General features: G+C 68.5%; 16 protein-coding genes and 1 pseudogene. 8 read left to right on the top strand and 9 right to left on the bottom strand.

Translation table 11 applies throughout. The annotated features are described in order from the left end of the window. Nucleotides 1–101: 101 nt before the first annotated feature. Genes ACN6O8_RS02895 through ACN6O8_RS02885 form a run of 3 tightly spaced genes read right to left on the bottom strand, consistent with a single transcriptional unit; the run spans nt 102 to nt 3,776 of the window. Nucleotides 102–767, bottom strand: coding sequence for a 3-deoxy-D-manno-octulosonic acid kinase (locus ACN6O8_RS02895; RefSeq protein ID WP_427989594.1), 666 nt, complete (start codon nt 765–767; stop codon nt 102–104). A 55-nt stretch (nt 768–822) separates the two neighbouring features. Further along, a complete protein-coding gene (locus tag ACN6O8_RS02890; RefSeq protein WP_427989548.1) occupies nt 823–1,245 on the bottom strand; it encodes a group II truncated hemoglobin in 423 nt (140 codons plus the stop codon). Next, on the bottom strand, nt 1,245–3,776 hold the full coding sequence (locus tag ACN6O8_RS02885) for an ABC transporter permease (RefSeq protein WP_427989547.1): 2,532 nt from the start codon (nt 3,774–3,776) through the stop codon (nt 1,245–1,247). The genes ACN6O8_RS02890 and ACN6O8_RS02885 overlap by 1 nt, the downstream gene beginning before the upstream one ends. 112 nt (nt 3,777–3,888) lie before the next feature. Here ACN6O8_RS02885 and ACN6O8_RS02880 point away from each other — a divergent pair, with 112 nt between their 5' ends. The 3 genes from ACN6O8_RS02880 (at nt 3,889) to ACN6O8_RS02870 (ending at nt 6,853) form a co-directional block, all read left to right on the top strand. Further along, a complete protein-coding gene (locus ACN6O8_RS02880; RefSeq protein WP_427989546.1) occupies nt 3,889–4,863 on the top strand; it encodes a TRAP transporter substrate-binding protein in 975 nt (324 codons plus the stop codon). Nucleotides 4,864–5,043: 180 nt separating this feature from the next. Beyond that, on the top strand, nt 5,044–5,544 hold the full coding sequence (locus ACN6O8_RS02875; protein WP_427989545.1) for a TRAP transporter small permease: 501 nt from the start codon (nt 5,044–5,046) through the stop codon (nt 5,542–5,544). 31 nt (nt 5,545–5,575) lie between these two features. Continuing rightward, on the top strand, nt 5,576–6,853 hold the full coding sequence (locus ACN6O8_RS02870; protein WP_427989544.1) for a TRAP transporter large permease: 1,278 nt from the start codon (nt 5,576–5,578) through the stop codon (nt 6,851–6,853). A 115-nt stretch (nt 6,854–6,968) separates the two neighbouring features. Here ACN6O8_RS02870 and ACN6O8_RS02865 read toward each other — a convergent pair whose 3' ends face one another. Beyond that, nucleotides 6,969–7,259, bottom strand: a complete 291-nt coding sequence (locus tag ACN6O8_RS02865; protein WP_006388526.1) for a DUF3579 domain-containing protein — start codon at nt 7,257–7,259, stop codon at nt 6,969–6,971. Nucleotides 7,260–7,406: 147 nt separating this feature from the next. On the opposite strand from ACN6O8_RS02865, the gene ACN6O8_RS02860 reads away from it, so the two are divergent. Further along, nucleotides 7,407–8,588 carry an aspartate aminotransferase family protein gene (locus ACN6O8_RS02860; RefSeq protein ID WP_427989543.1) on the top strand — a complete coding sequence of 394 codons (1,182 nt, stop codon included), beginning with the start codon at nt 7,407–7,409 and terminating at the stop codon, nt 8,586–8,588. A 55-nt stretch (nt 8,589–8,643) separates the two neighbouring features. Beyond that, a complete protein-coding gene (argF, locus tag ACN6O8_RS02855; RefSeq protein WP_427989542.1) occupies nt 8,644–9,585 on the top strand; it encodes an ornithine carbamoyltransferase in 942 nt (313 codons plus the stop codon). Nucleotides 9,586–9,651: 66 nt separating this feature from the next. Here argF and ACN6O8_RS02850 read toward each other — a convergent pair whose 3' ends face one another. The 5 genes from ACN6O8_RS02850 to ACN6O8_RS02830 are packed head-to-tail and all read right to left on the bottom strand — an operon-like array spanning nt 9,652 to nt 13,553. Further along, nucleotides 9,652–10,539, bottom strand: a complete 888-nt coding sequence (locus ACN6O8_RS02850; RefSeq protein ID WP_427989541.1) for an alpha/beta fold hydrolase — start codon at nt 10,537–10,539, stop codon at nt 9,652–9,654. A gap of 23 nt (nt 10,540–10,562) precedes the next feature. Then, nucleotides 10,563–11,126 carry a hypothetical protein gene (locus tag ACN6O8_RS02845; RefSeq protein WP_427989540.1) on the bottom strand — a complete coding sequence of 188 codons (564 nt, stop codon included), beginning with the start codon at nt 11,124–11,126 and terminating at the stop codon, nt 10,563–10,565. A 12-nt stretch (nt 11,127–11,138) separates the two neighbouring features. Next, the gene (locus ACN6O8_RS02840) at nt 11,139–11,669 is read right to left on the bottom strand and encodes a carboxymuconolactone decarboxylase family protein (RefSeq protein ID WP_427989539.1); all 531 of its coding nucleotides are present in this window, start codon (nt 11,667–11,669) and stop codon (nt 11,139–11,141) included. A 2-nt stretch (nt 11,670–11,671) separates the two neighbouring features. After that, nucleotides 11,672–12,628: a Bug family tripartite tricarboxylate transporter substrate binding protein gene (locus ACN6O8_RS02835; protein ID WP_427989538.1), complete on the bottom strand. Its 957-nt coding sequence runs from the start codon at nt 12,626–12,628 to the stop codon at nt 11,672–11,674. Nucleotides 12,629–12,686: 58 nt separating this feature from the next. Then, complete coding sequence (locus tag ACN6O8_RS02830) at nt 12,687–13,553, bottom strand: amidohydrolase family protein (protein ID WP_427989593.1); 867 nt, start codon at nt 13,551–13,553, stop codon at nt 12,687–12,689. A gap of 112 nt (nt 13,554–13,665) precedes the next feature. Here ACN6O8_RS02830 and ACN6O8_RS02825 point away from each other — a divergent pair, with 112 nt between their 5' ends. The 3 genes and pseudogenes from ACN6O8_RS02825 to ACN6O8_RS02815 form a co-directional block, all read left to right on the top strand. After that, entirely contained in the window at nt 13,666–14,595 is a 930-nt protein-coding gene (locus ACN6O8_RS02825; protein ID WP_427989537.1) for a LysR substrate-binding domain-containing protein, read from the top strand. 70 nt (nt 14,596–14,665) lie between these two features. Next, entirely contained in the window at nt 14,666–16,006 is a 1,341-nt protein-coding gene (argG, locus tag ACN6O8_RS02820; RefSeq protein WP_427989536.1) for an argininosuccinate synthase, read from the top strand. Nucleotides 16,007–16,088: 82 nt separating this feature from the next. After that, nucleotides 16,089–16,241 (top strand): annotated as a pseudogene (locus tag ACN6O8_RS02815) (transposase); the annotation flags it as partial. Nucleotides 16,242–16,277: the final 36 nt, after the last annotated feature.

The following is a 16,277-nucleotide window of genomic DNA, read 5'->3' as shown; positions in this document are numbered from 1 at the left end:
GAATCATAAAGCCTTTTAGCGATGGCCAGCCCAACTTTACCGGGAGATTTAGCGCAATTTGGCGCAATTTGGCCCGGATCGGGCCTGGGGCGCCACCGGACTCAGGGCTGCACGCCGACGCCCCAGGCAGTCCAGTAGCTGTCGCGCAATTTGAGCCAGAAGCGCTCGCCGTCCTCGCCCGCCACCTTGACCAGCGAGCGGCGCAGGCGATCCAGGTTGCCTTGGCGCTGGCGGTCGGACAGGCCGCCCTGGGTACCGCGATCGAAGTCGATCAGCCAGACCCTGCCGTCCGAGCCGATCAGGATGTTGAAGGCATTCAGGTCGGCGTGCCAGACGCCGGCCCGGTGCATGCGCACGATGGCCTCGGCCACCGGCTGCCACAAGGGCTCGGCCAAGGCCTGGGCCAGCGGCCGCACGCCCGGGATGCGCTCGACCACGATGGCGGCGCGGTAGGTCGGCCCCTGGCGCCAATAGGCGGCGGCCAGCGGCGCCGGCACCGGCAGCCCCTGGGCCCGCATGGCGGCAAGCAGGCGGAATTCGCGGAAACTGCGGGTGCGGCCTTCGCCCGCCCACAGGTAGGTGTCGCGGCTGAGCTTGGCGATCAGGCCGCCGCGCCGGTAGCGCCGCAGCACCCCCTGCCAGCCCTGGCCCTGCACGAACCAGGCGGCCTGGCGGCCACCGGCGTCCACCGGCCGGGCGCGGTCGCCGTAGTGGGCCGGGTTGAACAGCTCAGGGCCGGCAGCGCCCAGGCGCGGGTCGGCCAGCATGGCGCCAGCCAGCGGCGCCGGCCAGGCATGGCGCCGGGCACCGCTGGTGTCGCGCTCAGCCTTCACGGTTGCGCATCCAGTCGGCCACGCCGAAGAACGATTGCAGCAGACGCTCGACCAGGGCGGGGTCGATGCCCTCGTCCTCCATGGCGCGGCCCATGCAGGCCACCCATTGGTCGCGCTCGACCTGGCCGATCGAGAACGGCAGGTGCCGCGCCCGCAGACGCGGATGGCCGAAGCGCTCTATATAGTGGTCGGGGCCGCCGAAGTAGCCGCACAGGAACCAGAACAGCTTGTCGCGGGCCTGATCCAGGCTGGGGCCGTGCGCGGCCCGCAGTTCCTTCAGATCGGGCTCGATGTCCATCAGGTCGTAGAAGCGGTCGACCAGGGCGCGCACGCCGGGCTCGCCACCCAGGAGATCGAAAATACTGCGGGAGGCTTGCACGGGTTCGGTAGGGGTTTGGGCGGGGGACGTCATCAGGTTTCTCTCAGGGTGACCAGCGGCGGGGTGCGCAGCACGCCGCGCAGCGCCAGCGCGCCGCCGGTCCAGGCGCCAAGCATGCCCGCGCCGATCCCCACCAGCCAGGGCCAAAGGCTGAGGGTAATCGTGAAATCGAAAACCTGGGTTGATAAAACCCAAGCGATCGCGCTGGCGCCGGCCGCGGCCAGCAGGCCCGCCAGGCCGCCCACGGCCCACAATTCGATGCGCTGCGAGCGCGCCAACTGACGGCGCGTGGCCCCCAGCGCGCGCAGCACCGCGGCCTCGCGCATGCGTTCGTCGCGGGTGGCGGTCAGGGCCGCCGACAGCACCAGCACGCCAGCCGCCAGGGTGAACAGGAACAGCAGTTGCACCGCGCGGCCGACCTCGTTGAGCACCGACTGCAACTGTTGCAGGATGGCGCCCACGTCGAACACCGTCAGGTTCGGGAACTGCCGCACCAGCGCGGGCAGCACCTGCGCCTTTTCGGGCGGCAGGTAGAAGGACGTGATCCAGCTTTGCGGCATGTCGGCCAGGGTGTCGGGCGTCAGGATGGCGAAAAAATTGACGCGCATCGTATCCCAATCCACCCGCCGCGTGCTCGACACGGCCACCTCGAACTGCTGGCCGGCCACGTCGAAGGTCATCTTGTCGCCCAGCTTGATGCCCAGGGTTTTGGCCAGGCCCGACTCCAGCGACACCTCGGCCGCGCCCGGCTTGAGCCAGCGGCCCTGCTCGATGCGGTTGGACGACGGCATCTGCTCGCCATAGGACAGGTTGAATTCCCGGTCCACCAGGCGCTTGGCGCGCGGTTCCTCGTAGTCGTCCGGCCCCACCGGCTTGCCGTTGATGGCGATCAGGCGGCCGCGCACCATCGGCGACAGCACGACCTGGCCCACTCCCTCGCGGCTCAGCGCGTCGGTCACGGCCTGGCGCTGATCGGGCTGCACATTGATGAGGAAGCGGTTGGGCGCGTCCGGCGGCAGCGTGCGCTGCCAGCCCTGGATCAGGTCGGTGCGGGTCATGGCCAGCAGCAACAGAGCCATCAGGCCGACCGCCAGCGCGCACACCTGGGTGATGGTGGCGGCGCGCCGGCGCACCACGCCTGCCAGCGCGAAACGCAGCGCCGGCAGGCCGGCGGCCAGGCCGCGCAGGCGCGCCAGCCCCAGGATGCAGAGCCAGGCCACCAGCGCGAACAGCGCGAACGCCCCCAGGAAACCGCCCGCCACCACGCCGCCCAGCCTGGCGTCGCCGGCGAACCACCAGATCAGCAGCGCGAAACCGGCCGCGCCGACCCCGTACCCGAGCGCGCTGCGGGCGCCGATGACATCCGCGTCGCGCCGCAGCACCCGCGCCGGCGGCACGTGGCGCAGCTGTGCCAAGGCCGGCAGGGCGAAGCCCAGCAACAGCAGCAGGCCGGTCAACAGCCCCTGCAGGGCCGGAATGGCCGAGGGCGCGGGCAGGGCCGTATCGATCAGCGAGCCCAGCACCATCACCAGCACCTGGTGCACGCCGTAGCCCAGCAGGCAGCCGGCGGCCGAGGCGAACAGGCCGACCAACGCGAATTCCAGGGTCAGCATGCGCGCGATCTGCGATTGCACCGCCCCCAGGCAGCGCATCACGGCAATGCCATCACGGTGCCGGGTCATGTAACGGCCGGCCGCCAGCGCCACCGCCACCGCCGAGATCAGTACCGCCAGCAGCGCCACCAGCGACAGGAAGCGCTGCGCCCGGTCCAGCGTGCGGCGCACCTCGGGCCGGCCGGATTCCAGCGTGGCGACCTTCTGGCCGCGCTTGAGGTGCTGGCCGAGCCAGGCCGAATAGTCGGCCACCGCGTCCGGCTGGCCGGCCACCAGCAGGGCATAGCCGATGCGGCTGCCGGGCGCGATCAGGCCAGTGGCCGGCAGGTCGCTGGCGCGCAGCATGACCCGCGGCGCGACGTTGACGAACTGCATGCCGCGATCCGGCTCGTAAGTGATGACCCGGTCGATGCGCAGGTGGGCGTCGCCCACGTTGAGAGTGTCGCCGACCTTCAGGCCTAGCAGCGACAGCAGTTGGCCGTCGACCCAGACCGCGCCCTCGGGCGGGATATCGCGGGTGGGGCCGTCGGGGTTGAACGGCGCGTCCGCCACCCGCAGCGCGCCGCGCAGCGGGTAGCCCGGCTCGACTGCCTTGAGGGCGGCCAACTGGGCGCCGTCGCCGGCGCTGACCATGGACGGGAACTGCCAAGTGCTGGAGACCTCCAGGCCACGCTCGCGCGCCTGGTCCACGAAGGCCCCTGGCACCGGCTCGTCGGCGTCCAGCACCAGATCGGCGCCCAGCATCTGCCCGGCGTCGCGCTCCAGCGCCCGGCTGACGCGGTCGGCCAGGAAGCCGACGCTGGTGACCGCGGCCACCGCCACCACCAGGGCCAGCACCAGCAGCCGCAGCTCGCCGGCACGGGCGTCGCGCATCATCATGCGGGCGCCCAGCGCCAGGGTGGTCCAGAAACCGGGGCGCCGGGCCCGCGAGACATCAGGGAAATCCATCATCTGCCAATGTTAACCAACGGCCGGAATGGGGGCCGAATCCCGCTATCATGCGCGAAGCGCCACGCGGCGCCTCAAGTCCACTGCAAAAAAATACCGAACCCTGGAGAAGACAATGCGTAAATCCTGGCTCGCGGCCACGATCCTGGCCGCCTGCGCGGTCGCCGCGCCCCTGGCCGCCTCGGCCCAGGCCCCCCTGAAGATGGCCTATGCCCTGTCAACGTCGTCGCACTACGGCGCCGGCGCCGACGCCTTCGCCAAATCCATCGAGGCCTCCAGCAACGGCAAGTACAAGGTACAGCAATTCGCCAACAGCGCACTGGGCGGCGAACGCGAAGTGATCGAGGGCCTGCAGATCGGCACCATCGACCTGGCCATCGTCTCGACCGGCGCCACCCTGAACTTCGTGCCCGAGACCGGCGTCTTCGACATCCCCTTCCTGCTGCGCGACCTGCAACATGCGCGCAACGTGCTCGACAGCAAGATCGGACAGGATATGCTGGCGAAGTTCCCCAGCCGCGGCATCATCGCGCTGGCCTGGGGCGAACAGGGCTTTCGCCACCTGACCAACAACGTACGCTCGGTCAAGACGCCGGCGGACGCCAAGGGCCTGAAGATCCGCACCACGGAAAACCCGATCCACATCACCGCCTTCCGCCAGATCGGCATCCTGCCGACCCCGATGGCCTGGCCGGAAGTGGCCACCGCCCTGCAACAAGGCACCATCGACGGCCAGGAGAATCCCCTGTCGGTCATCACCTCGGCCAAGCTGTCGCAGATGCAGAAGTACCTGTCGCTGACCGGCCACGTCTACGGGCCGGCGCTGGTACTGATGTCGTCCAACGTCTATGACGGCCTGTCGGCCGACGACAAGGCCAAGTTCGACAAGGCCGGCAAGGAGTCGGCCCAGGCCATGCGCGCCTACGTCGACAACATCGAGAAGACCGGCGTCGAGCAGCTCAAGAAGGAAGGCATGCAGGTCACGGAAGTCGACCGCGCCGCCTTCGCCGCCGCCGTCGAGCCGGCCTATCCCGAGTACTACAAGAAGTTCGACAAGAAGCTGATCGAGTCGATCCGCGACACCAAGTAAGCGCAAGGCGCGGCCGGATGCGCCGGGCTGACGGAAGTGTTTTTCGTCAGTGGCGGTTCTGGCCGCGCCGGGCGCCCCGCCCGGGCGCCGACCTGGCGGGCGACCCCGCCCCGCCAAGCGACCGGGCGGCGCCCGCCGCGCCGCCTTTGCGCATTTCGTCATCCGCCCCTGGAAATCTTCATGCGTCTGCTCTGCGCCTTCGACCGCCTACTGTTCAAGCTGGTGTCGGTCATCGCCCAACTCCTGCTGGTGGCCGCCGCGGCTGCCGCTTTCTACCAGGTCATCGCCCGCTTCGTGCTGCATTCCCCCGCCGACTGGAGCGAGGTGCTGACCCGCGCTCTGCTGATCTGGACGGTGCTGCTGGGCGTGGCCCTGGCCTTCCGCCACGGCGCCATGATCAGCGTCGAGCTGCTGCGCAACCTGCTGGGCGGCACGCGCCGCCGCGTGCTGGAAGCGGTGATTGGCCTGGTCTGCGCCGGCTTTCTCGGCTTCATCGCCTGGATCGGCGGCCAGATGACCTATCGCGTGCGCTTCCAGAATGTACCCAGCCTGGACATCTCGATCTCCTGGATCTACCTGGCAATCCCCGTGGGCGCGACGCTCGCCGCCATCGCCGTGCTGGCGCGCTGGTGCGCCGGCCAGGAAGAAGACGTCCCCGTGCGCAACGACGCGCAAGGTTGAGCCCCGCCCCGAACAAGCAGCCGATATCGCCATGTCCCAATTAATGATTGTCTCGATGCTGATTTTCTTCGGGCTGTCCGTGCCGGTCGCCGTGTCGATCGGGCTGGCCAGCCTGGCGGGGGTCGGCGCCGCCAACCTGCCCTGGCTGGTGGTGGCCCAGCAGCTCTATGCCGCGCTGGACAAGTATCCGCTGGTCGCGATCCCGTTCTTCATCCTGGCCGGCAACCTGATGGAGGCCGGCGGCATCTCCGAACGCATGGTGGAGTTCGCCAAGAGCGTGGTTGGCGGCATCCAGGGCGGCCTGGCCTGCACCTGCGTGCTGACCTGCATGATCTTCGCCGCCGTGGCCGGCTCCAGCGTCGCCACCACCTTCGCGGTGGGCGCCATCCTGATCCCGGCCATGATCCGCCACGGCTACCCCGCCCCCTTCGCCGCCTCGCTGCAGGCCAGCGCGGCGGAGCTGGGCGTGATCATCCCGCCGTCGATCCCGATGATCCTGTTCGCGGTGTCCACCGACACCTCCACCGGCGAACTGTTCATCGCCGGCGTGATGCCCGGCATCCTGATCGGCGTGGCGCTGATGTTCTACGTCTGGCTCTACGCCAAGCGCAACAACCTGGGCAAGCGCGACGGCGAAGGCCGCCTGCCGCTGTGGCCGGCCTTCAAGCGCGCCTGGCTGGCGCTGATGATGCCGGTGATCATCCTGGGCGGCATCTACGGCGGCGTCTTCACCCCGACCGAGGCGTCGGTGGTGGCGGTGATGTACGCGGTGGTGGTCGGCAAGTTCATCTACCGCCGCCTCAGCTTCAGGCAGTTGTCGGACACGCTGCACAAGTCGGTGGTGTCGACGGCCGTGATCATGTTCGTCATTGCCAACGCCGGCGTCTTCAGCTTCCTGCTCAACCGCGCCGGCATTCCCGATGCGCTGGGCGTATGGCTGGCGCAACTGTTCGACACCCAGTTCTCGTTCCTGATGGGGGTGAACCTGGCGCTGTTCGTGATTGGCATGTTCATCGAGACCTCGGCCTCGATCGTGGTGCTGGCCCCGCTGCTGTTGCCGGTGGCGCTGAAGTTCGGGCTGGATCCGGTGCACTTCGGCATCATCATGGTGGTGAACCTGGCCCTGGGCATGATCACCCCGCCGTTCGGGGTGAACCTGTTCGCGGCCTGCGCGGTGGCCAAGCTGCCGCTGGAACGGCTGATCAAGCCCTTGATTCCGTTCGTGGGCGTGGTGATCGTCTGCCTGATGGCGATCACCTACTGGCCGGGCCTGTCGCTGGGATTGCGGGACCTGGTGTACGCCAAGTAGCGCGCGCCCGCCGGCCGCGGGTAGGCGGGCGCCCGCGCCGGCGGTAACGCCGGAGCGGGCGCCTCCCCTGAAACGGCAAAGCGCCCGATTCGGGCGCTTTGTGGTTCGAGGAAGCCTAGATTTCGCGTTCTTCCGTCTTGAGGTGGTTGTCGCGGGCGAAATCCACCACGAACTTGTACGCCAGCGGTTCGAGGTCGCGCAAGCGCTGGTCGACCACGATGCCGCGCACGCCGTCGATGACGACGGGCAGCACGTAGGGCGAATAGGTGAGGTGGTTACCCGCACAGCCGGCGGGCCGGAACTGTGCCATTACGCCGGCCAGCCGTTCCGCCCAATCGCTGGGGCGAAAGCGGCTACCGCTTTCGGTAACGCCATGAATTACGAATTGTCTGACGCGAGTTGCCATGGATTCTTCACTACGGGACGCCCTTCACGAAGCCGGATCTTCGGCGTGATCAAACATGCGCCCCGCGCCGCGAATTGTATATGATTGATCCTTTGCCCTGTCCCGCACGGCGCTTCGCCCAGGGAAAAATGCCCAGGAGGACCCGCGATGACCTCGCCGCTGGCCAATATCTACGCCCGGTTGCCGGTCGCGTTCACGCACGGCCAGGGCGTCTGGCTATGGGACGCCCTGGGCCGCAAGTACCTGGACGCGCTGGCGGGCATCGGCGTTTCCTGTCTGGGCCACGCCCATCCCCGGCTGGTCGCCGCCATCAGCGCGCAGGCCGCCCGCGTCATCCACACCTCCAACCTCTACGACATCCCGCAGCAGACTGAGCTGGCCGCGCGCCTGGCGGGCCTGTCCGGCATGCGGGAGGTGGTCTTCAACAACAGCGGCTCCGAGGCCAATGAGGCCGCCATCAAGCTGGCGCGCTACTACGCCTACCAGCGCGGCAACCCCCACGCCCACATCATCACCATGGATTCGTCCTGGCACGGGCGCACCCTGGCGACGCTGGCGGCCACCGGCAGCGACAAGGCGCGCAAGGGCTTCGAGCCCCTGCCCTCGGGCTTCATCCAGGTGCCGTACAACGACGCCGCCGCGATCCGCGCCGCCGGCGACGCCGAGCCGCGCGTGGCCGCCGTGCTCCTCGAAGCCCTGCAGGGCGAAGGCGGCATCCGTCCCTCCGACGCCGCCTTCCTGCGGGAGGTACGACAACTGTGCACCGAGCGCGGCTGGCTGCTGATGATCGACGAGGTCCAGTCGGGCATCGGCCGCACCGGCAAATGGTTCGCCCACCAGTGGGCCGACATCGTGCCGGACGTCATGACGCTGGCCAAGGGCCTGGCCGGCGGGGTGCCGATCGGCGCGATGCTGGCCGCCGGCCCCGCCGCGGGCGTGTTCACCCCCGGCAGCCACGGCACCACCTTCGGCGGCGGCCCGCTGGTCTGCGCGGCCGGCCTGGCGGTGCTGGACGCGCTGGAATCGGAAAAGCTGCTGGACAACGCCCACAGCGTGGGAGGCCACTTGCGGCAACGGCTGAGCGCCGAACTGGCCGGCCTGCCGGGCGTGGCCGAGGTGCGCGGACGCGGCCTGATGCTCGGCATCGAGCTGACCCGCCCCTGTGGCGTGCTGGCGCTGCGCGCCCTGCAGGCGGGCCTGCTGATCAATGTCACCCGCGACCGCGTCATCCGCCTGCTGCCCCCCCTGATCCTGTCCCGCGCCGAAGCCGACCAGCTCGTCGCCATCCTGGCGCCGCTGATTCGACAGTTTTTGGCCGAACATCCATAATCAACCTCCCGCCCGGGCCACGAGCCCGTCCGGGCCCCTGACCTGTGACATCACCATGACTCCTCCCACGACTCAAAACGGCCCCTTGCGGCACTTCCTGCAGTTCAAGGACTTCTCGTCCGCCGAGATCGCCTACGTGCTGGACCGTGCACGGCTGATCAAGGAAAAATTCAAACGCTATGAACCCCATATGCCGCTGCACGACCGCACGCTGGCGATGGTGTTCGAAAAAGCCAGCACCCGTACCCGCGTCTCGTTCGAGGCCGGCATGTACCAGATGGGCGGCTCGGTCATCAACCTGACCTCCAACGATTCCCAGCTTGGCCGCTCCGAGCCCATCGAAGACACCGCGCGCGTCATCTCGCGCATGGTCGACATCGTCATGATCCGCACGTTCGAGCAGACCCGCATCGAACGCTTCGCCTCGCACTCGCGCGTGCCCGTGATCAACGGCCTGACCAACGAATTCCACCCCTGCCAGATCCTGGCCGACATCTTCACCTACATCGAGCACCGCGGCCCCATCGCCGGCAAGACGGTCGCCTGGGTCGGCGACGCCAACAACATGGCCTACACCTGGCTGCAGGCCGCCGAGATGCTCGGCTTCACGCTGCACGTGTCGACCCCGGCCGGCTACGAGCTCGAAGCCGCCCGCATCGGCACGCCGTCCGACAAGGTGCTGCGCCAGTTCAAGGACCCGATGCAGGCCTGCCAGGGCGCGCACCTGGTCACCACCGACGTCTGGACCAGCATGGGCTACGAAGCCGAGAACGAAGAGCGCCGCGCCGCCTTCGCCGACTGGTGCGTGGACGCCGAAATGATGGCCGCCGCCGATCCCCAGGCCGTGTTCATGCACTGCCTGCCCGCCCACCGCGGCGAGGAAGTCACCGGCGAGGTCATCGACGGCCCGCAGAGCGTGGTCTGGGATGAAGCCGAGAACCGCCTGCACGTGCAAAAGGCGCTGATGGAATTCCTGCTGCTGGGCCCGCTCAAGTAAGTGCCGCGCCCATGAAAAAAGCAGCCCTGCGGGGCTGCTTTTTCTTGCCCGCATCAGACGGGGCATTCAGGGCTTGAGCGATTTCTCCCAGCGCACGATGGCGTCGGCCACCGCCTGCGGCGCTTCCGGCACCAGCGCGTGCCCCGCGCCCGGGATTACCACCACCGACACGCGCTCGCCGAATTCGTCGCGGATCTCGTTGCGGGTCGATTCCGGCTTGAACAGGTCGGCGCCCGCCTGCAGGTCGAGCAGCGGTTTGCTGCCGCCTGACCACCAGTCCGACTGGCGCGTGGCCTTGCCGGCCAGGCGCTGGCTCTCGCTGACCTCGGGATACCAGCCGTTGAGCCAGACGCTCGCGTCATGGCCCGGGGCGAAGAACGCGTACTGGATCGACTTCAGCCGTTCGGCGTCCGGCAGCGACAGGTCGGCGCTGCGGTCCACATGCTCGCTCAGGCCGGCGGGATACTTCTTGGCGGCGGCAGCCACGATCACCACGCCGCGCACCAGGTCGGGGTGGTCCACACCGGTCGTGCGCGCCACCCAGTTGCCGAACGCGTGCCCGATCATCACCACCGGCTGTTTGGCGACATCGCGGATCACCGCCGCCATGTCGTTGCCGAAGTCATGCAGCGTGATGTCCTTCATCGGCCCGCTGCTGCCGCCGATGCCGCGCGGCTCGGGCCGCAGCACGCGGTAGCCGGCCTGCGCCAGGCGCGCCGCCAGGTCATCGAAATCCTCCTGGCCGCGGCCGCGCGAGGGCAGCAGCACCAGGGCCGGCCCCTGGCCCTGCACCAGCACCTCGATGCGGGCGCCGTTGCCCGGCAGCACCGTCACCCGCTCGACCTGATCCGCCGGCGCCACGGCGGCCGGCGCCGGCGCGCCATGTACCGTGGCCGCAACGCCCACGGCGCCCAACGCCCCGCACAACAACACCTGCGCCCATCGCTTGCTCATGCTTGTCTCCTCGTTCTTCTGCTTTAAAGAATCTTCTGGAACATGGTGCGGCGGGTGTTGCGGAACGACGGCCGCACCCGGCTGCTCCAGTCGGTAGCCCGCACCGCCAGCCAGGGCGGGCTGCCAAAGGTCTCGCGGGTCTCCAGGTCGTAACAGGCCAGGTAGCGCGGCCCCTGGTCGCGGCACTCGTAGCGCCGCGCGCGCACGGTGCCCGGCACCGCCGCCAGACCGGGCAGATGCTCCTGGTCGTACCAGGCGTTCAGGTCGGCTTCGGCCTCGGGCAGCACGTCGGTTTCAACAATGTAGTGCCAGGGCGCCTCGGCGCCCGCGGACGCGCCCGCCAGTTCCAGGGCCGGATGCAGCACGCGCGCCTGCGCCCCGGGGAACAGTTCCGCCAGCCGCGCCTGCACTTCCGGCTGACCGCCGGCATCGCCCTCGACATACACGTAGGTGTCGTTCTCCTCGACCGCGGCGAAGGCGTGCAGCCGCACGCCGTCCAGCCCCTCGGTCAGGCGTTGCGCCATATCGGCCGCGCGCGCCGCGTCGAAACGCTCGCCCAGCGACACCAGCAATACCGTCTTGTCCATGCAAAGCTCCTTTCAGTGCCCGACGCGCAGCGCCACCAGCAAGCGCGACACCATGTTGTAGGCCGCCACCGTCGCGGTCAGCTCGACCAGTTCCTGATCGTTGTAACGCGTTCGCAACGGCGCGAACAGCGCGTCCGGCACCTCGATATCGCGGGTCATGGCGTCGGTCAGGGCCAGCACGTCGGCCTCGCCCGCTTCCAGTCCGGTCACCGCATTGGCCGGCGGGCCGCCGCGCAACTGCTCGACCACGGTCTGCGCCATGCCCGCGGCCAGCGCGTGCGGCACGTGCGCATCGAACTCGTAGGGTGCATTGTTCAGGGTCGCCACGCGCAGGATGATCAGTTCGCGCACCCGCGGCGACAGCGAGGTGTTCAGGCGGATCGCGGTCAGCATCGCCTCCCAGCCCTGCACCACGGCGGGGCTGTTCAGCAGCACCTGATACAGCGGCGAGATGCGGCCGCGCGCGGCCGCGATGCGCGCTTCCATTTCGGCCAGGGCCGGGCGCGTGCCCGGCACCACCGGCGAGACTCGGCAGTCGCTCATGCTCACTCCGGACGGATGTTCTTGCGCTGGATCAGCGAGCCCCACTTCTCGCGGTCGGCGGCGATCAGGGCCGCCAGTTCCTGCGGCGAGCTGGGCGCGGCCTGGGCGCCGAACTTCTCCAGTTTGGCGCGCACCGCCTCGTTGCCCAGCGCGGCGCGCAGGGCCTGATTCAGTTTCTCGACCGTGGCCGGCGGCGTGGCGGCCGGCGCGACGATGCCGTACCAGTTGTTCGACTCGACCCCGGCGATGCCCTGCTCGGCCAGCGTCTTGACCTGCGGCAGAAGCGGATGGCGGGTCGGCGCGGCGATGCCCAGCGCCTTGAGCTTGCCGCCCTGGATATGGCCGATCAGGCCGGGCACGTCGCCGAAAAAGCCGGCCACCTGATTGCCCAGCACATCGTTGATGACGGGCGCGGCGCCCTTGTAGGGCACGTGCAGCACCTTGGCCTTGCTGGCGTCGGCGAACATTTCCAGCGTCAGGTGCGGAATGCTGCCGATGCCCGACGAACCGATGGCCGCCGACTGCGACGCCGCTTGCGAGCGCTTGACGAAATCGGCCGCGTCGGTCGCCGGATTGGCCGGATTCACCACGAACACCGTGGCATTGTTGACTACCCGCGACACCGGCGCGAAATCGCGCACCGGGTCGTACGGCAGATCCTTGTACAGCGCCGGACTGATCGACACCGCGCCCACGCTGGTCAGGAACAGCACCGAGCCGTCGGCCGGCGCCTTGGCCACGTAGGCCGCGGCGATGTTGCCGTTGGCGCCCGCCTTGTTCTCGACGATGACGGACTGCTTGAGTTCCTTGCCCAACTGTTCGGCCAGCACCCGGCCGACCAGGTCCACTGGGCCGCCGGGCGGGAACGCAATGATCAGGCGCACGGGCCCATCGGCGTGCGCCGCGGGCGCCAGGCTGGCCAGGCCCAGCAGGCCGGCGAATACGAGCTTCTTGAACATGGATTGTCTCCTCGGGATATCGTGTTTTCTTGGCGCCTGGCTACAGGCGATGGCGCACTTACGGAAATCCGTAAAGCCGCGCCGGGTTGTCCACCAGGACCTGCCGGCGCGTCTCGGCGTCCGGGCAGGCCAGGAAAAAAGCGTCCGCCAGTTCGCCATCGTCGGGCATGTCGCCGGCTACGTTCGGATGCGGCCAGTCGGTGCCCCACAGCGTGCGCTCGGGCAGCGCGTCCACCAGGGCGCGCACGAATGGGATGCCCTCGGCAAAGGGGCGCTTGCCCGATGCGATGCGGTCGATGCCCGACACCTTGACCCAGGCGCGCGGCTCGCGCGCCAGATCCAGCAGCGCGCGGAACGCCGGCGCCTGCACGCCGTCGGCGGCCTTGACCCGGCCCATGTGGTCGATCACGAACGGCACCGGCAGCGCACGCAGGCGCGGCAGCAGTTCGGGCAGCATGGCGCCGTCCAGGTGCAGGCAGACATGCCAGCCCAGCGGCGCGATCAGGCCGATGACGTGGTCGAACACCGCCGGGTCGGGCGCGCCGCCCAGGTGCGGCACGAAGTTAAAGCGCGCGCCGCGCACCCCGCCCTCGTGCAGCCGGCGCACGCTGGCCGGCGTGGCGTCCGCCCCCAGCAACGCCACGCCGCGGTAGTGGCCCTGGCTTTGCGCCAGCGCGTCGAGCAAGGCCGCGTGGTCATTGCCATGGCAGTTGGCCTGCACCACCACCGCGCGCTGCACCCCCAGATGCGCATGCAGCGCCGCCATCCTGGCGTAGGGCGCATCGGGCGGCGTATAGGAACGGCCTTGGGCATAGGGGAACACCTCGGCCGGGCCGAACACGTGGCAATGCGTGTCGCAGGTCCCGGCCGGCAGCGCGTGACGGGGACGGGAAGGCGTGGCGAGCGGGGGACGGCAGTCGGGCACGGCGGGTTCCAGCAAGGAAAACGCCATGCTCGTGGATTGCGCCGGGTTTAACAATGCTATATCTTTGATTTCAGATATAGAAAATTTCAATACCCAAACCCTTGGCCGCTGCATGGATCTGAAGCAGATCGAATACTTCGTACGCGTCGCGGAACGGCGCAGTTTCTCGCGCGCCGCCGAAATGCTCGACGTGGCCCAACCCACCCTCAGCCGCCAGGTGCGGCTGCTGGAACTGGAACTGGGACAGCACCTGCTCTACCGCAACGGCCGGGGCGCCGAACCCACCGAGGCCGGCCTGCGCTTGCTGGAGCACGCCCGCGCCCTGCTGGCCCTGGCCGACCGCGCCAAGCAGGACCTGCAGACCCTGCGGGAAACGCCCACCGGCAAGGTCGTGGTCGGCCTGCCGCCACGCATCGCGCGGGTTCTCACCCCGCCCTTGGTACAAGCTTTCCGCCGCCGCTTTCCCGATGCCTCGATCGCCGTGGCCGAAGGCCTGAGCGCACAGATGCGCGAATGGCTGCTGGCCGGCCGGGTCGATCTGGCCCTGCTGTACGACCCGGCGCCGTCGCCGCAACTGGGTTACGAATCGCTGTTCCGGGAAAACCTGGTGCTGGTGGCCGCCCCCGACCACCAGCCGCCCCTGCCCGCGCGCGTCGCGGTGGCCGGGCTGGGCGCCTATCCGCTGGTGCTGCCCAGCCTGCCCAACGCCATCCGCACCCTGGTCGAGAGCATCTGCCGCGCCCAGGGCGTGCGCCTGCAAGTGGCGGCCGAGGTCGACGCGGTGCAGACCATCGTCGAACTGGCGGCGCAGGGCGACGCCTACGCCATCCTGCCGCGGTCGGCCGCGCGCGGGCCGGCGGCCGAACACGCACTGTCGCTCAGCGAAATCGTCGGCCCCGGCATCACCAACAATCTGGTGCTGGCCAGCGCCCGCCACCGCCCCGCCACCCGGCTGGCCACGGCCACCGGCGACCTGATCCGCCAACTGAACCTGGCAGCCCTGTTCGAACCCGCGCCCCGGACGCCGGCCCAAAAGAGTTAAAATGACCGCCAGATTTTCTTGTTTGGCGGCTCGTTGCTGTCAAAGTCCCGTTGGCGTCTCACCTCAAACAATGACCACTATCCTCCCGAACCTTCCCACCGGCCAGAAGGTCGGCATCGCCTTTTCCGGCGGCCTCGACACCAGCGCCGCGCTGCTCTGGATGCGCAACAACGGCGCCATCCCCTACGCCTACACCGCGAACCTGGGCCAGCCCGACGAATCGGACTACGACGAGATCCCGCGCAAGGCCATGGCCTACGGCGCCGAGAACGCCCGCCTGATCGACTGCCGCGCGCAGCTCGTGGCCGAAGGCATCGCCGCCCTGCAGGCCGGCGCCTTCCACATCTCGACCGCCGGTATCACCTACTTCAACACCACGCCCATCGGCCGCGCCGTCACCGGCACCATGCTGGTGGCCGCCATGAAGGAAGACAACGTCAACATCTGGGGCGACGGCAGCACCTTCAAGGGCAACGACATCGAGCGCTTCTACCGCTACGGCCTGCTGACCAACCCGGATCTGAAGATCTACAAGCCCTGGCTCGACCAGCAGTTCATCGACCAGCTCGGCGGCCGCTCGGAAATGTCCGAATACATGCGCCAGGCCGGCTTCGACTACAAGATGTCGGCGGAAAAGGCCTACTCCACCGACTCCAACCTGCTCGGCGCCACCCACGAAGCCAAGGATCTGGAACACCTGAACTCCGGCATCCGCATCGTCAAGCCCATCATGGGCGTGGCGTTCTGGCGCGACGACGTCGCCGTCAAGGCCGAGGAAGTCACGGTGCGCTTCGAAGAAGGCCAGCCCGTCGCCCTGAACGGCGTCGAATACGCCGACCCCGTCGAACTGATGCTCGAAGCCAACCGCATTGGCGGCCGTCACGGCCTGGGCATGAGCGACCAGATCGAAAACCGCATCATCGAAGCCAAGAGCCGCGGCATCTACGAAGCCCCGGGCCTGGCCCTGCTGTTCATCGCCTACGAGCGCCTGGTCACCGGCATCCACAACGAAGACACCATCGAGCAATACCGCGAAAGCGGCCGCAAGCTGGGCCGCCTGCTGTACCAGGGCCGCTGGTTCGACCCGCAAGCCATCATGCTGCGCGAAACCGCCCAGCGCTGGGTCGCCCGCGCCATCACCGGCGAAGTCACCCTCGAACTGCGTCGCGGCAACGACTATTCGCTGCTCAACACCGAATCGCCCAACCTGACCTACGCCCCCGAGCGCCTGTCGATGGAGAAGGTCGAGAACGCGCCCTTCACCCCCGCCGACCGCATCGGCCAGCTGACCATGCGCAACCTCGACATCGTCGACACCCGCGCCAAGCTGTTCACCTACACCAAGACCGGCCTGCTCTCCGCCTCCGGCACCTCGCTGCCGCAACTGAAGGACGAGGCCAAGAAGAAGTAATTCTTCCCGCCCAACGACAAGCCCCTTTAGTGAACTGCACCCCAAAAGTTGGGCACCGATCCAACCTTTTGGGGTGTTTTTCATGGCGAAGTACGACGAGCAATTCAAGCTCAAGGCAGTTAAGCATTACGTGTCAGGCAAGCTTAGCTATCGAGAGGTGGCCGGGCTGCATGGGATCGAGCATTCGATGTTGCGCCGTTGGGTGTCAAGCTATGAGCAGCACGGCGCTGCTGGACTGGCCAAAAAGTTCAGTCACTACGATGCGGCGTTC

Origin of the sequence: Achromobacter sp. (assembly GCF_050285565.1) — a bacterium.
GTDB lineage: Bacteria > Pseudomonadota > Gammaproteobacteria > Burkholderiales > Burkholderiaceae_B > Achromobacter.
The sequence above is the reverse complement of the archived record's forward strand: the minus strand, read 5'-3'. Positions and strand labels throughout refer to the sequence as shown.

Bases quoted from the DNA above. Each gene is read 5' to 3' on its own strand.
- ACN6O8_RS02895 (WP_427989594.1), bottom strand. From the start codon at position 767: ATGCTGGCCGACCCGCGCCTGGGCGCTGCCGGCCCTGAGCTGTTCAAC.
- ACN6O8_RS02890 (WP_427989548.1), bottom strand. From the start codon at position 1,245: ATGACGTCCCCCGCCCAAACCCCTACCGAACCCGTGCAAGCCTCCCGC.
- ACN6O8_RS02885 (WP_427989547.1), bottom strand. From the start codon at position 3,776: ATGATGGATTTCCCTGATGTCTCGCGGGCCCGGCGCCCCGGTTTCTGG.
- ACN6O8_RS02880 (WP_427989546.1), top strand. From the start codon at position 3,889: ATGCGTAAATCCTGGCTCGCGGCCACGATCCTGGCCGCCTGCGCGGTC.
- ACN6O8_RS02875 (WP_427989545.1), top strand. From the start codon at position 5,044: ATGCGTCTGCTCTGCGCCTTCGACCGCCTACTGTTCAAGCTGGTGTCG.
- ACN6O8_RS02870 (WP_427989544.1), top strand. From the start codon at position 5,576: ATGTCCCAATTAATGATTGTCTCGATGCTGATTTTCTTCGGGCTGTCC.
- ACN6O8_RS02865 (WP_006388526.1), bottom strand. From the start codon at position 7,259: ATGGCAACTCGCGTCAGACAATTCGTAATTCATGGCGTTACCGAAAGC.
- ACN6O8_RS02860 (WP_427989543.1), top strand. From the start codon at position 7,407: ATGACCTCGCCGCTGGCCAATATCTACGCCCGGTTGCCGGTCGCGTTC.
- argF (WP_427989542.1), top strand. From the start codon at position 8,644: ATGACTCCTCCCACGACTCAAAACGGCCCCTTGCGGCACTTCCTGCAG.
- ACN6O8_RS02850 (WP_427989541.1), bottom strand. From the start codon at position 10,539: ATGAGCAAGCGATGGGCGCAGGTGTTGTTGTGCGGGGCGTTGGGCGCC.
- ACN6O8_RS02845 (WP_427989540.1), bottom strand. From the start codon at position 11,126: ATGGACAAGACGGTATTGCTGGTGTCGCTGGGCGAGCGTTTCGACGCG.
- ACN6O8_RS02840 (WP_427989539.1), bottom strand. From the start codon at position 11,669: ATGAGCGACTGCCGAGTCTCGCCGGTGGTGCCGGGCACGCGCCCGGCC.
- ACN6O8_RS02835 (WP_427989538.1), bottom strand. From the start codon at position 12,628: ATGTTCAAGAAGCTCGTATTCGCCGGCCTGCTGGGCCTGGCCAGCCTG.
- ACN6O8_RS02825 (WP_427989537.1), top strand. From the start codon at position 13,666: ATGGATCTGAAGCAGATCGAATACTTCGTACGCGTCGCGGAACGGCGC.
- argG (WP_427989536.1), top strand. From the start codon at position 14,666: ATGACCACTATCCTCCCGAACCTTCCCACCGGCCAGAAGGTCGGCATC.